Annotated in this window: 17 protein-coding genes; 8 read left to right on the top strand and 9 right to left on the bottom strand. The window is 30.6% G+C overall.

Features of this window, described 5'->3' with window-relative positions; genetic code table 11:
• The first annotated feature begins 35 nt into the window (after positions 1-35).
• The 4 genes from CPIN18021_RS06765 to CPIN18021_RS06750 are packed head-to-tail and all read left to right on the top strand — an operon-like array spanning position 36 to position 3,347.
• The gene (locus CPIN18021_RS06765) at positions 36-1,142 is read left to right on the top strand and encodes an MlaE family ABC transporter permease (RefSeq protein WP_226995908.1); all 1,107 of its coding nucleotides are present in this window, start codon (positions 36-38) and stop codon (positions 1,140-1,142) included.
• Positions 1,139-1,888: an ABC transporter ATP-binding protein gene (locus CPIN18021_RS06760; RefSeq protein WP_078423680.1), complete on the top strand. Its 750-nt coding sequence runs from the start codon at positions 1,139-1,141 to the stop codon at positions 1,886-1,888. Before CPIN18021_RS06765 ends, CPIN18021_RS06760 begins: the two co-directional genes overlap by 4 nt.
• On the top strand, positions 1,878-2,786 hold the full coding sequence (locus tag CPIN18021_RS06755; protein ID WP_078424698.1) for an MlaD family protein: 909 nt from the start codon (positions 1,878-1,880) through the stop codon (positions 2,784-2,786). The genes CPIN18021_RS06760 and CPIN18021_RS06755 overlap by 11 nt, the downstream gene beginning before the upstream one ends.
• Positions 2,787-2,789: 3 nt before the next feature.
• Positions 2,790-3,347, top strand: a complete 558-nt coding sequence (locus CPIN18021_RS06750) for an ABC-type transport auxiliary lipoprotein family protein (protein ID WP_078423678.1) — start codon at positions 2,790-2,792, stop codon at positions 3,345-3,347.
• Between the two features lie 12 nt (positions 3,348-3,359).
• On the opposite strand, the gene ychF is transcribed toward CPIN18021_RS06750, so the two are convergent.
• The 9 genes from ychF to folD are packed head-to-tail and all read right to left on the bottom strand — an operon-like array spanning position 3,360 to position 10,237.
• Positions 3,360-4,463: a redox-regulated ATPase YchF gene (gene ychF / locus CPIN18021_RS06745; RefSeq protein WP_078424697.1), complete on the bottom strand. Its 1,104-nt coding sequence runs from the start codon at positions 4,461-4,463 to the stop codon at positions 3,360-3,362.
• Entirely contained in the window at positions 4,463-5,917 is a 1,455-nt protein-coding gene (locus tag CPIN18021_RS06740) for a leucyl aminopeptidase (protein WP_078424696.1), read from the bottom strand. Before CPIN18021_RS06740 ends, ychF begins: the two co-directional genes overlap by 1 nt.
• Positions 5,907-6,515, bottom strand: coding sequence for a DedA family protein (locus CPIN18021_RS06735; protein ID WP_078424695.1), 609 nt, complete (start codon positions 6,513-6,515; stop codon positions 5,907-5,909). The genes CPIN18021_RS06740 and CPIN18021_RS06735 overlap by 11 nt, the downstream gene beginning before the upstream one ends.
• Positions 6,516-7,064, bottom strand: a complete 549-nt coding sequence (locus CPIN18021_RS06730) for an adenine phosphoribosyltransferase (protein ID WP_078424694.1) — start codon at positions 7,062-7,064, stop codon at positions 6,516-6,518.
• An 8-nt stretch (positions 7,065-7,072) separates the two neighbouring features.
• Positions 7,073-7,402 (bottom strand): hypothetical protein, encoded by a 330-nt coding sequence (locus tag CPIN18021_RS06725; protein ID WP_372236781.1) that lies wholly within the window; start codon positions 7,400-7,402, stop codon positions 7,073-7,075.
• The gene (gene rpiB / locus CPIN18021_RS06720) at positions 7,402-7,845 is read right to left on the bottom strand and encodes a ribose 5-phosphate isomerase B (protein ID WP_078423673.1); all 444 of its coding nucleotides are present in this window, start codon (positions 7,843-7,845) and stop codon (positions 7,402-7,404) included. The genes CPIN18021_RS06725 and rpiB overlap by 1 nt, the downstream gene beginning before the upstream one ends.
• A gap of 15 nt (positions 7,846-7,860) precedes the next feature.
• A complete protein-coding gene (locus CPIN18021_RS06715) occupies positions 7,861-8,502 on the bottom strand; it encodes a site-2 protease family protein (RefSeq protein ID WP_078423672.1) in 642 nt (213 codons plus the stop codon).
• Positions 8,489-9,352 (bottom strand): signal peptidase I, encoded by an 864-nt coding sequence (gene lepB, locus CPIN18021_RS06710; protein ID WP_078423671.1) that lies wholly within the window; start codon positions 9,350-9,352, stop codon positions 8,489-8,491. Before lepB ends, CPIN18021_RS06715 begins: the two co-directional genes overlap by 14 nt.
• A 21-nt stretch (positions 9,353-9,373) precedes the next feature.
• Entirely contained in the window at positions 9,374-10,237 is an 864-nt protein-coding gene (gene folD, locus CPIN18021_RS06705) for a bifunctional methylenetetrahydrofolate dehydrogenase/methenyltetrahydrofolate cyclohydrolase FolD (protein ID WP_078424693.1), read from the bottom strand.
• 87 nt (positions 10,238-10,324) lie between these two features.
• On the opposite strand from folD, the gene CPIN18021_RS06700 reads away from it, so the two are divergent.
• The 4 genes from CPIN18021_RS06700 to CPIN18021_RS06685 are packed head-to-tail and all read left to right on the top strand — an operon-like array spanning position 10,325 to position 12,726.
• Positions 10,325-10,723 (top strand): c-type cytochrome, encoded by a 399-nt coding sequence (locus tag CPIN18021_RS06700; RefSeq protein ID WP_078424692.1) that lies wholly within the window; start codon positions 10,325-10,327, stop codon positions 10,721-10,723.
• A complete protein-coding gene (hemL, locus tag CPIN18021_RS06695; protein WP_078423669.1) occupies positions 10,720-11,997 on the top strand; it encodes a glutamate-1-semialdehyde 2,1-aminomutase in 1,278 nt (425 codons plus the stop codon). The genes CPIN18021_RS06700 and hemL overlap by 4 nt, the downstream gene beginning before the upstream one ends.
• A complete protein-coding gene (locus CPIN18021_RS06690; RefSeq protein ID WP_078423668.1) occupies positions 11,997-12,263 on the top strand; it encodes an AtpZ/AtpI family protein in 267 nt (88 codons plus the stop codon). Before hemL ends, CPIN18021_RS06690 begins: the two co-directional genes overlap by 1 nt.
• Positions 12,220-12,726 (top strand): hypothetical protein, encoded by a 507-nt coding sequence (locus tag CPIN18021_RS06685; RefSeq protein ID WP_078424691.1) that lies wholly within the window; start codon positions 12,220-12,222, stop codon positions 12,724-12,726. The genes CPIN18021_RS06690 and CPIN18021_RS06685 overlap by 44 nt, the downstream gene beginning before the upstream one ends.
• Positions 12,727-12,730: the final 4 nt, after the last annotated feature.

The raw sequence follows: 12,730 nt of genomic DNA, 5'->3' as shown, positions 1-12,730 counted from the left end.
ATAAAATATTTTTTTATGCTTAACAAGGGTAAAATTTGAATATAAAACAAAATGTCAAAATACAAGCTAATCTTGACCTTACTACGATTTATTTAAATGGCGATTTGACATACAAAAACGCAAAAGAGTTAAATGTGTTTTTGCTTGGGGTTAAAAAATATAAAAACATACAAATTGATTTTTTAAACCTTAATAGTATTGATTATTCGGTTGCTATCTTGCTTGATATATTCTTATCAAAATACAATAATGTTAAGTTTATAAATCAAAATGATAATATTATTAAAATTTTTGATTTTGTTAGACAACAAGAATCTCACTTTGAGCATAAACAATACGGCGAAGGCTTAAATTTAATACAGACAATTGGTAAAAAAGTTTTAGTTGTTGTTGATTCTCTGCTTTGTTTTTGTAGCTTTTTTGGAGAGTTTTTAGTAAAAAGTCTATGTTCTTTTTACAATCCAAAAAATTTTCGCTTAAAAGAGTTGAGTAATTATATAAAAGACGGCGGGATTAATGCTATTTTTATAGTGCTTTTAACTTCATTTTTGATAGGTATAGTTTTAGCTTATTTAGGAAGCGCAATGCTTGCTAATTTTGGTGCAAGTATTTTTATCGTTGATATTATGGGTGTTTTAACCCTCAGAGAGGTTGCTCCTTTGATAGCAACTATAGTTATAGCTGGCCGCTCATCTTCTAGTTTTGCTGCTCAAATCGGTGTTATGAAAATAACAGAAGAGATAGATGCTATGAAAACTATGGGGCTTGATCCTGTTGCTGTTTTAGTTTTTCCTAGGGTTATGGCTATGGTTTTATCTGTGCCTTTGGTGATTTTTCTCGCTGATGGTGTAAGTATTTTAGGACAAATGCTTGTTTCTAAAAATATTTTAGATATAGATTTTAGTGAGTATATCAGCAGATTTAAGGATAGTGTTGATTTAAAGCATTTTTGGGTTGGTATGATAAAAGCACCTTTTTTTGGAGCCATAATAGCAATAATAGGCTGCTTAAGAGGTTTTGAAGTAAATCAAAATGCTCAAAGTTTAGGTGAAAAAACTACAACAAGTGTTGTTAATGCTATTTTTTGTGTTATAGCCCTTGATTCCGTTTTTGCTATATTTTTTATGTGGTATGGAATATGAAAAATATACTTATGGGTGTTAATATAACAACTACATATGGAAATACAACCATACACGATAATGTTAGTTGGAACATAAATCAGTCTGAAATTTATGGTTTTTTAGGTGGAAGTGGAAGTGGTAAGACCACTCTTATGAAGACTATGATGTATTTAAAAAAACCAGATAATGGAAATATATTTTTTGAACAAAAAGATATATGGAATAGCTCGCAAGAGCAAATCAAAGATATAAAGCTTAGTTGCGGTAGTATGTTTCAGTTTGGTGCTTTGTTTGGTTCTATGAATATATTGCAAAATGTTGGAGTTATGTTAAAAGAATATTCTGATTTTAAGCAGTCTCAGATAGATGAAATTTCTATGTTTTGGATACAAAAAGTAGGACTTAAAAAACAAGCTGCTTTTTTATATCCAGCTGAGCTTAGTGGTGGTATGAAAAAACGAGCAGCTCTTGCTAGGGCGCTTGTGTTAAGCCCTAAGGTTTTATTTTTGGATGAGCCAAATAGTGGTCTTGATCCGGTTAGTAGTCGTGAGATGGATAAGCTTGTTTGTAGTTTAAGAGACAGCCTTGGTATAACTATTGTTATGGTTACTCACGACGCTGATTCTATATTTGATATACTGGATCGTTTTTTGATTATTGATAATAAAAAGATAGCTTTTGAGGGAAATTTAAAAGAGCTTGAAAAGATAGATATAAACCCTCTTGAAGAATTATTTAAAATGAGGAAAAATAATGGAAAATAGAAACTCATATACCATAGTTGGACTGTTTTTTACGCTTTGTATTATTTTGTTTGCTGTTTTTATGTGGTGGATGAGTGATTCTGATAAAAATATAAGTTATGAAGAGTATTATATTATAGCTGATGAGCTTCCTTCTGGTATAAGGGTTGAGTCTCAGGTGAAGTTTGTTGGTGTTGTTGTTGGAAGTGTTAGTAAAATAGAATTTGAAAAAAGTGTACCAGAAAGAATCAGACTAACCTTAAAAATAAGAAGCGATGTCCCTATTAAAAAAGATAGTTTGGCTGATGTTGAGTATCAAATAGTAAGTGGAATATCAACCTTAAATATAAGTCGTGGAAGCGAGGAATTTGATACAAATTATAAGATAATAAATTTAAAAGAGGGTCTTTTTTCGCAACTAACAAATAAGGCACAAAATATAAGTGATAGAATAAATGATATGTTTGTTAATGTTGATAAGCTTATATCGGATGAGAATTTAAAACATTTGCAAACCACTCTTGTTAATATAGATATTTTAACAAAAAGCTTATCAGATGAAGCAAATCTTAAAAATATCAATGAAATACTTAAAAATTTAAATGGGATATCTGCCAATATAAAAGATACTAAAATTAATGAACTTGTTATTAATTTAAATAATTTAGTTAATAATGCAAACAATATGGTTGTAAAATTTAATGGTCTTATTGGGGGTTTTGATGGTGTCCAAGAAAAATTAAACTCAAAGTTGAGTAGTGGGGAGTATGATTTTAAACAAACACTTCAACCAACACTTGATCAAACTAAAGAATTTTTAACAAATTTTGAAAAAACACTACGTCAGATAAGAAATACATTAAATAGACTTGAAGATAATCCTTATGAATTTTTCTTTAAAGATGTAAAGGAGAGGTAGGAAATGATAAAAATAAAATTATTTTGTATTGCTATTTTTGTCTTTTTGATTTATGGGTGTAGTTTTAAAACAGAGGCAAAAGCACCAATTAAATATGATTTTTATTATAATCAACAAGGCTGTGTAGCAAAAATAAATCCTAAAAAAATATATATAGAAAATGTTAAGGCTTTAGAGTTAGTAGATACTAGACAAATTTTAGTTTATGCTGACAAAAATCAGATAAAGTATCTAAATGATGCAAGATATGCTTCTTTGCCTAGCGAGATGTTTTATAAGGCATTATTAAAAGGGTTTTATGCAAATTGCAATGCAAAACCAGTTTTTACTTATAATAAGGGTGATTTAAAATTAAGTGTCAAATTGCTTGCAATGCATGCAAGAGATAACTATGCTGAAATTTCTATCGCTTATGAACTAAAACAAGATGAAAAAGTGCTAAAATCAGGAATAATTGAAAAAAGAAATTCTTTTGAGGATAAAAGTTCATCAACTATTTTCAATGCTATAAATAAATCAAGCAATGAGATAATAGATGAACTTTTGATACAAATTTTATAATGTTTTTGCATTTTAGACATTAAATCTAAAATGCATAACATCTCCATCAACAACTACATAGTCTTTGCCTTCTAGGCGCATTTTGCCAGCTTCTTTTGCTCCGTTTTCGCCTCCGTTGGCTATATAATCATCATAACTTATAACCTCAGCTCTTATAAAGCCACGTTCAAAGTCATTATGTATCACACTTGCTGCTTTTGGAGCCTTCCAACCATTTGTTATAGTCCAAGCTCTTACTTCCACAACACCTGCTGTAAAATAGCTTATTAAATTTAATTTCGCAAACGATGTTCTTATTATTTTTTCAAGCCCACTTTCACTAGCGCCAAGTGATGATAAAAGTTCGTGTGCCTCAGCATCATCAAGCCCTATTAATTCTTCTTCTATCTTTGCGCAAAGTTTTATAACTTCATGGTTTGATTTTTTTGCATACTCTTTTAATTGTGTAACATATTCATTATCACTTGCTATAAAGCCTTCATCTACGTTAGCGCCATATATAACTTCTTTTGCGCTTAAAAGCCTAAGCTCTTTATTTAAAGCCTTATATATATCATTATCTCGTTCATCAAAGCTACTAGCACTTAATCCATCATTTAAGTGTGCTAAAAGTTTATTTGCTATTTCTAAGCTATCTTTTGCGCCCTTTACATTTGCTTTTGCTTCTTTGTTTAGTTTTTCTATTTTTTTATTTATCTGTTCTATATCAGCTAAGATTAGCTCAGTTTGTATTATCTCTATATCTCTAACCGGATCAACTTTGCCCTCAACATGGGTAATGTTTTCATCATCAAAACAACGAACCATATGAAGTATAACCTCTGTTTCTCTTATATTTGATAAAAACTTATTACCAAGTCCTTCGCCCTTACTAGCGCCTTTTACAAGTCCAGCAATATCAACAAATTCTATTGTTGAATACTGTATTTTATTTGGATTTACGATTTTTGCTAACTCGTTTAGTCTTTTATCAGGAACAGCAACTATTGCCTTGTTTGGCTCTATCGTGCAAAATGGATAGTTTGCACTTTGTGCATTTTGAGCTTTGGTCAAAGCATTAAAAGTTGTTGATTTACCTACGTTTGGAAGTCCTACTATGCCTACACTTAAACCCATTATGCCTCCTTCGCAATTTCATTTAGATAATATAAGTTCATTCTTACACCAGCACCGCTAGCTCCATGTTGGTTGTATCCCCAAGCTTTTTGAACATATGCTGGGCCGGCTATATCTTGGTGCATCCATTTTTGTTTATTTTCATCTCTTATAAACTTATCTAAAAATAATCCAGCTGTTATAGCACCACCATATCTTGAACTAGATATATTGCAAACATCCGCAATAGGTGTTTTTATAAGTTCTTTTAGGTGCTTATTAAAATGAAAAATTGTAGTTAATTCGCCACTTTTTGATATTTTTTTTCTAAAATCCTCTTTTAATTCTTCATTGTTTCCCATTATACCACTTGTGTATTCTCCAAGACCAACAACGCAAGCTCCAGTTAATGTAGCCATATCTATTAAAATATCTGGTTTAAAATCTTGCGCCCAGCTTAAACAATCAGCCAAAACAAGTCTTCCCTCGGCATCGGTATTTTTAACCTCTATGCTAACACCTTCACGAGACATAATAACATCATCAGGTTTATAGGCATTTCCACCTATCATATTTTCAGTTGCTCCAAGTATAGCATGCACTTCTATATCAAGCTCAAGCTCACTTGCCCCTTTTATGATACCAAGTGCTGCCGCGGCTCCACTTTTGTCAGCTTTCATTGTTACCATATAATCAGCTGGTTTTAAGCTAAGACCGCCGCTATCATATGTTAATCCCTTGCCTACAAATATTACTCTTTTTTTTGCATTTTGTGGTTTGTAGATCATATGAATAAGTCTAGGTGGATGAACACTTGCTCTATTTACAGCCAAAAATGCATTCATATTTTCTTTTTTCAAAAATTCTTCATCGTAAACTTCGCAGGTTACATTTTTTAGCTCTTTTGCTAGGTTTTTAGCATCATTAGCCATTTTTATAGGAGTATATATTTCTGGTATTTCGTTTACGATATTTTTTGTAAAGTTTGTTGCATTTGCTATTATTTGACCATTTTTTAGACCAAGTTCAGCTTTGTTTACATCAATTGTTTCATCGTTTAGTTCTTCTTGCGTTGAGAATATTATATTTTGAAGCTTTGATTCTTTTTTTTCTTTTTTGTATTTGTTAAATTCATAACTTCCCAGAATAAATCCTTCAACTATACTTTGAAAACTCATTTTTTGGCATTTTGAGAGATAAGATGCAAGTTTTATGCTTTTTATATTCAAAGATTTTACTGCTTCAAATGCCTTGCAAGCACCAAGCCTTAGCTCTTCATAATCAAGATTTTCTATCCCAATATAAAGAGTTTTTGTTTTTTGTATCAAAACACTTCCAGAACCATCAAATCCAAAAAAATCAAATTCTTTTTCATCTTTTATAAATTTATGTTTCAAGTTTTTGTCTATTACAAAAACCAATGTTAAATCAGCTTGAATTTGATCTAATGGCTGATTTATGATTTCAAATTTCATTTCTTTTCCTTTTTTTAATTTCATGTCTTTTGTTTAAAATATTATCTTCAAATTTTTTAAATGCAAAAATCAATATTGACAAAAATATTATCACCAAAGGTATTGCTATATACCAATGATTTTTTGAATGTTCTAATACTTTTATAATTTTATCACCTAATATATATGAAGGTAGTATTGTTATGCTAGCCCATGCTAAAGCACTTATGAAATTTATAAACGCAAATTTCTTAGCACTGTATCTTGTAAGACCTATGCTTATTGGTAAAATTGTTCTAAGACCATACAGATATCTTTGTATAAATATAATCCAAGAGCCATATTTTTTCATAAGCAGGTGAGCTATAGCAAATTTTCTTCTTTGTGATTTTAATTTTTTTGATATCTTACTTTTGTTGTATCTGCCTATATAAAAATATAGCTGATCTCCAGCAAAGCCACCCAGTGCTGCTACAAATATGGCTAATGGTAAGATAATAACTCCAGTATGAGATAATATTCCTGCCATTATAAGAGCCATTTCTCCTTCGAGCATACACCATATAAATATGATTATGTAGCTATAATCATGTATTAAGTTAATGAAAATTTCTTCCATTTAAATCTCTAATACATTGTAAATATTTGTTAGTTTTGAAATTTCTTTATCTCCACCAAGATCTTTTAAATTTATTAAAAAACAAGCTTCAACACAATTAGCATTTGTTTGTTTTATGAGTTCTATACTAGCTTTTGCTGTTCCACCAGTCGCTATTAAATCATCTATTAAAAGTACTTTTGCACCTGATTTGTTTGCAAAAGCATCAACATGCATTTGAACCTCATCTACACCATATTCTAAACTATATTTTTGAGATATTGTTATATATGGTAGTTTTTTTGGTTTTCTTATAGGAACAAAGCCGATTTTAAGTCTTGTGGCTAGCGCTGCACCAAATATAAAGCCACGACTTTCTATTCCAACTATAAAATCCAAATCAAAACTTTTGTATCTTTGTTCTAAATGGTTCATTAAAAACCCAAATGCCTTTGCATTATTTAGTAGTGTTGTGATATCTTTAAAAACAATTCCAGGTTTTGGAAAATCTTTTATACTTCTAATAGAATCTAATAAATATTTTTTTTCTTCTTCGTTTAAATGTAACATTTTATTCCTTATAGTAGTGCTTCTATCTTTCCTTCAAGCTCTCTTATTCTTCCTCTTAGTTTGTCATTTTCTAGTCTGTATTGTGAATTTCTTGTTCTAAGTGATGTAACATCATTTTTTGTTTTATTTAATTCTTCTGTTAATATATCTATATTCCCCAAACTTCTTTGCAACTGAATTTGAAGTTTTCTTATAACAATCTCAGTATCTTGAAGATTGTTTTTCATAAAATCTTTTGTGCTTCTTTCTTTTTTAAGTAATGTTTTAAAATAAAAAACCATTACCACAAGATACAAACAAACACATATCAAAGCTGTTAGAAAAAGCCATTCGCTCATTATCTACTCTCTTTATAATTTATTTTTATTACTCTTTTTTCGTGTCTTTGACCTGCAAATTCTGTGCTAAAAAATGTATTTAGCATATCATAAGCAACTTCATCTCCGACAACTCTTGCTCCAAATGCTATTACATTTGCATTATTGTGTTCTCTTGATAGTTTTGCTCCTAGATGATCATGACAAAGAGCACATCTTATATTTTCATGTCTATTTGCAGCTATGGATATGCCAATCCCTGTTCCACAAATAAGTATCCCATAATCATCATCTTTTAATCTCAAAGCTAACTCATGTGCAAAATCAGGATAATCTACACTAACATCTGAACTATTTGTGCCTAAATCTATAACTTCAAATTTTGATTTTAAAAAATCTTTTACACGCTCTTTTAAATCAAATCCAGCGTGGTCACTTGCTATATAAATTTTATTTATCTTCATTATGTTCCTCAATATCTAATTTAAAAATAACTTAAAAATATAATCAATTGGTGCAAAAAAATATTTTGAAATAGGGCTTATAATTATTACAATAAGTATTACCATTCCATATCTTTCAAGCGAATAAATTTTACTTGCTATTTTATTAAATCCAAATTGTAAAAGCGTATATATTAATGCTTTGGAACCATCTAATGGTGGTATTGGATATAAATTTAAAAGACCTAAAAAAAGATTTATATTAAAAAGTATATATAAAAATTTTGCAGTACTATTATTTAAGGTTTCTGTAAAATTCATAAGTATAAAAAGAGAAAAAATAGCTAACACGATATTGTAAAATATGCCAGCAAGTGCCACAAATACACCAGCTTTATAACCACCATTTTTTACAACTACGTTTATATTTACAGGAACTGGTTTTGCCCAACCAAATAAAAAACCGCCACTAAAATAAAGTATAGCTGGAAGTATAATAGTTCCTATCGGGTCTATATGGCGAATAGGATTTATGCTCAGTCTATTTTGGGATTTTGCGGTGCTGTCTCCAAATTTATAAGCAACCCAGCCGTGCATTATCTCATGTCCTACTATCGCAATTATCAACGCTAAAAGTAAAAATAGTATCTCCTCTAGATTAATATTAGTAAAGTCCATCTATATCATCCTCTTTTATAGCTGAGTCTATTATTTGTTTATCGTTTTCTAAGGTGTCTACAAATCTTCCTATTCTTTCCCATCTGATTTTGTAGTCCTTGTCCCAGCTAAAATAAACAAACCAAGGTTTGCCAACTATATATCTATATTTAACGCTTCCCCAAAATCTACTGTCATTTGAATGATCTCTATTGTCGCCCATCATAAAATACTCATTTTCAGGCACTTTTACATAAAATGCATTAAATGGAAGTCCATTTATAACACTATCTAGTTCTTTTACATCAACTGGAGTCATTGCAAGTTTTTTTGAGTTATAATAATAAATCATTTGTTCAAACATATTTGCATTTTTGTCATAATGTATCCCATGGAATTTATACGGCTCTTTTACAAATAACTTTCCGTTTAGTGTTGTTATGTCATCTTTGTCGTAGGTTGCTTTTATAAAATCATCACCCTCTTTTGGTCTTAAAAAAGTTTGTTTTTCTGTAAAAATTATCTCATCTCCACCGATACCAAAACATCTTTTTACATAATGTATTTTTTCATTGTGTGGATATCTAAAAATTACTATATCTCCTCTTTTTGGGCCTTCATCGGTTATGAGGTGGTCGTTTTCATTAAAATCAGGTAAAACTCTCATCTCAAGCCAAGGTATTCTAGGTATTGGAATCCCATAACTAAACTTTTTTGCAAATAAAAAATCACCTACAAGAAGAGTGTTTTTCATAGAACCGCTAGGTATTACAAATGCTTGTGCTATAAAGAAAATAACAAACAATACAATTATTATAGTTCCAGTCCAAGAGCTAGAAAAATCATATAACTTACTTAAAAATTTTTTCATATACTTCTTTCAAATTATAAATTAAACTAAGCCAAGTTTTTTGGCTCTATTTTGTGTTGATTTTATTGTGTTTTTTAAAAGCATTGCTATAGTCATAGGTCCAACTCCGCCTGGAACTGGAGTTATATAGCTAGTTTTTTCAGCTACATTTTTAAAATCAACATCTCCACAAAGAGAGCCATCATCAAGTCTGTTTATACCGACATCAATAACAATAGCACCATCTTTAACCATATCTTTAGTTACAAAATTAGGCTTTCCTATTGCAGCTACTATTATATCCGCATTTTTACAAATTTCTTTTAAATTTTTAGTTTTAGAGTGTGTTATTGTTATTGTTGCGTTTGCGTTTAAAAGTAAGCTCGCCATAGGTTTTCCTACGATATTGCTTCTTCCGATTATTACAGCATTTTTTCCAGCTGGATCAATGTTATACTCATTTAACATATTCATTATTCCCAAAGGGGTACAGGGTACAAATCCATCTTTAAAACCACTTGCTAGTTTTCCGACATTTATAGCGTGAAAACCATCAACATCCTTATCGCATCTGATATTTTCTAAAACAGTATTTGTGTCTATGTGTTTTGGTAAAGGAAGTTGAACTAAAATTCCATCCACTCCATCATCTAAATTTAATACATTAATAAGTGCTAAAAGTTCACTTTGGGTTGTGCTTTCTGGCAAACGGTGCATTATGGATTTTATTCCTGTTTGTATGCAAGCTTTTTCTTTTGAGGCAACATAGGTTTGACTAGCCTTGTTTTCACCAACCAAGATAACAGCAAGTGCAGGCTCCACTCCTATATTTTTTAAGACTTCTGTATCGTGCTTTATCTGCTCTTTTGCATTTGCACTACTTATTTTGCCATCTAAAATTTTCATATAAATTCCTTAAATTAAAAGCGTTTTTAATCACAAAAGTTGTATCATACCTAAAATTTATTTAAAAATTTAGAAATTTGGAAGTTAATGAAAATAGTTTTTGTTTTTTTTGCATTTTTGCATTTTTGTTTCGGGACAGATTTTATCACAAAAAAAGAGTATGCTAAGATGCTCTATTCAAATCCAAGGGGTATAGGTTGCAATCTTTGTCACGGACAAAATGGTGAAGGTATGGTTATTGCAAAATACAAAACACAAGACAAAAAAACAAAACAACTTATACCAAAAGAACTTACATCGCCTAGTATAAATGATGTTGAATTTGATTGTTTTAAAAATACCCTAAAAAAGACAAGTTTGAATTTTATTTGTAAGGGTGTTGTAAAAAAAACAAGATCAGATAGTATAATGCCTAGCTATTTTTTAACAGATGATGAGATTAAGATATTATATGAATATGTAGTAAATTTAAAGGATAAAAAATGACAAATAAAGATGCGTTTAACGAAGCTAAAAAATTTATACCAGGTGGTGTAAACTCTCCAGTTAGAGCTTTTAAAAGTGTTAATGCGGTTCCTATCGTGATACAAAAAGGAGATGGATCTTATTTGTATGATGTGGAGGGTAAAAAATATATTGATTTTATACAAAGCTGGGGGCCGCTTATATTTGGACATTGTGATAAAGATATACAAAATGCTATAAGTTCGGCTTTAAGCTATGGTATCAGCTACGGCGCTCCTAGTCTAAATGAGACTACACTTGCTAAAATAGTATGTGATAAATTTAAAAACATAGATAAAATTCGTTTCGTTAGTTCAGGCACAGAGGCTACAATGAGCGCTATAAGAGTGGCTAGGGGTTATGCGAAAAAAGATGGACTTATAAAATTTGAAGGTTGCTATCACGGACACTCAGATGCACTTTTGGTAAAAGCTGGTAGTGGTGCTACTACTTATCTTCATGCATCAAGTGCGGGAGTTCCTGAAAATACAGTAAAAGATACACATTTGGCTATCTATAATGACTTGCAAAGTGTTGAAAATATTTTTAAAACTCAAAGTATTGGCGCTGTTATAATAGAACCAATAGCTGGGAACATGGGCTTAGTTCCTGCCAAAAAAGAATTCTTACAAGGCCTAAGAAAACTTTGTGATGAATATAAAGCGGTGTTAATATTTGATGAGGTTATGAGTGGTTTTAGGGCTTCAGAGTTTGGTTCTTTGCCTTATCACGGTGTTCTTGCTGATATGATTACATTTGGAAAAGTAATAGGCGGTGGTATGAATGTTGCTGCTTTTGGTGGTAAGAATGAGATAATGGATTGTCTTAGTCCAAATGGAGCGGTGTATCAAGCTGGAACATTAAGCGGAAATCCTCTGGCTATGGCCGCTGGTATAGCTTCTATCAAAAAGATAAATGAAAATCCAGAAATTTATAAAAGATTAGAAACTATGGCAAATAACTTGGTAAATGGTTTTAAACAAGCTGGAGCTAAATATGGTGTTGATATTCAGATAAATGTCCGTGGTTCGATGTTTGGATTTTTCTTTAATAAAAATGAAGTTTTAAATTACGATGATGCTTTAAAAAGTGATACAAAAATGTATGCTTTGTTTCATCAAGCAATGCTCAACAAGGGTGTGTATCTAGCCCCTAGTCAGTTTGAAACAGGATTTATTTGCACAACCATGACAGATGAAGATATAGAGTTTGCTGTAAATGCTGCAAATGAGGCATTTAAGGAGATAACAAAATAATGGCAAAAATAAAAGATGTCGTTGGTGCTGCTCAGCATCTTAGCTTAGGTATATCTATAGTTGTTGCTGTTTTGATTGGAGTCGGGCTTGGTATGTGGCTAAAAAATATTACCGGACTTGGATTTATGCTTTGGGTTGGAGTTGGATTTGGTATCGCAGCAGCTGTTTTAAATATCAAAAAGGCATATGAACAGCAGATAAAAAGTTTGGATGAATTAAAAGATGAAAATAGATATAAATTTTCAAAAGACAACAATGAAATTTAAAAAACTTTTTATTGTTTATTTGATTTTTTGGTTGTGTCTTAGTGGTTTTGGACTAGCTTTTGCTGATGATTTCTTTTATAGCTCTCAGATTGGATATTTTTGTTCCATTTTTATAGCTTTTGTTAGTTATAAAAGTTATAAAAGGCGTGTTCTAAAAAAATTAAAAGACAAAAATGAGTTAGATGAATTTGAAGAAGAATATGAAGAAGAGCAACTCAATGATGATGTAAGTTTAGAAGATGAAAAGCGAAGGTTAAAAACAAAAAAAATAAGACTAAAAGATATGAATTTAGATATGGCGTTTGTTCCTTATCGTTTGTTTGCCTATGCTTTTTTTGTTATCGGATTTTTTTTACTAAAACGACATGATGTTTTAAATGTTTTTGGATTACTTGTTGGCTTAAGTATGATGCCTATTGGTGCTTTGGTGCTTGGTTTTTTACAAAGAAACGAAACAAAATAATTAA

This window comes from Campylobacter pinnipediorum subsp. caledonicus (assembly GCF_002022005.1).
Taxonomy (GTDB): Bacteria; Campylobacterota; Campylobacteria; order Campylobacterales; family Campylobacteraceae; genus Campylobacter_A; species Campylobacter_A caledonicus.
The sequence above is the reverse complement of the archived record's forward strand: the minus strand, read 5'-3'. Positions and strand labels throughout refer to the sequence as shown.

Coding starts and splice junctions, on each gene's coding strand:
- CPIN18021_RS06760 (WP_078423680.1), top strand. CDS start 1,139: ATGAAAAATATACTTATGGGTGTTAATATAACAACTACATATGGAAAT.
- CPIN18021_RS06755 (WP_078424698.1), top strand. CDS start 1,878: ATGGAAAATAGAAACTCATATACCATAGTTGGACTGTTTTTTACGCTT.
- CPIN18021_RS06750 (WP_078423678.1), top strand. CDS start 2,790: ATGATAAAAATAAAATTATTTTGTATTGCTATTTTTGTCTTTTTGATT.
- ychF (WP_078424697.1), bottom strand. CDS start 4,463: ATGGGTTTAAGTGTAGGCATAGTAGGACTTCCAAACGTAGGTAAATCA.
- CPIN18021_RS06740 (WP_078424696.1), bottom strand. CDS start 5,917: ATGAAATTTGAAATCATAAATCAGCCATTAGATCAAATTCAAGCTGAT.
- CPIN18021_RS06735 (WP_078424695.1), bottom strand. CDS start 6,515: ATGGAAGAAATTTTCATTAACTTAATACATGATTATAGCTACATAATC.
- CPIN18021_RS06730 (WP_078424694.1), bottom strand. CDS start 7,064: ATGTTACATTTAAACGAAGAAGAAAAAAAATATTTATTAGATTCTATT.
- CPIN18021_RS06725 (WP_372236781.1), bottom strand. CDS start 7,402: ATGAGCGAATGGCTTTTTCTAACAGCTTTGATATGTGTTTGTTTGTAT.
- rpiB (WP_078423673.1), bottom strand. CDS start 7,845: ATGAAGATAAATAAAATTTATATAGCAAGTGACCACGCTGGATTTGAT.
- CPIN18021_RS06715 (WP_078423672.1), bottom strand. CDS start 8,502: ATGGACTTTACTAATATTAATCTAGAGGAGATACTATTTTTACTTTTA.
- lepB (WP_078423671.1), bottom strand. CDS start 9,352: ATGAAAAAATTTTTAAGTAAGTTATATGATTTTTCTAGCTCTTGGACT.
- folD (WP_078424693.1), bottom strand. CDS start 10,237: ATGAAAATTTTAGATGGCAAAATAAGTAGTGCAAATGCAAAAGAGCAG.
- CPIN18021_RS06700 (WP_078424692.1), top strand. CDS start 10,325: ATGAAAATAGTTTTTGTTTTTTTTGCATTTTTGCATTTTTGTTTCGGG.
- hemL (WP_078423669.1), top strand. CDS start 10,720: ATGACAAATAAAGATGCGTTTAACGAAGCTAAAAAATTTATACCAGGT.
- CPIN18021_RS06690 (WP_078423668.1), top strand. CDS start 11,997: ATGGCAAAAATAAAAGATGTCGTTGGTGCTGCTCAGCATCTTAGCTTA.
- CPIN18021_RS06685 (WP_078424691.1), top strand. CDS start 12,220: ATGAAAATAGATATAAATTTTCAAAAGACAACAATGAAATTTAAAAAA.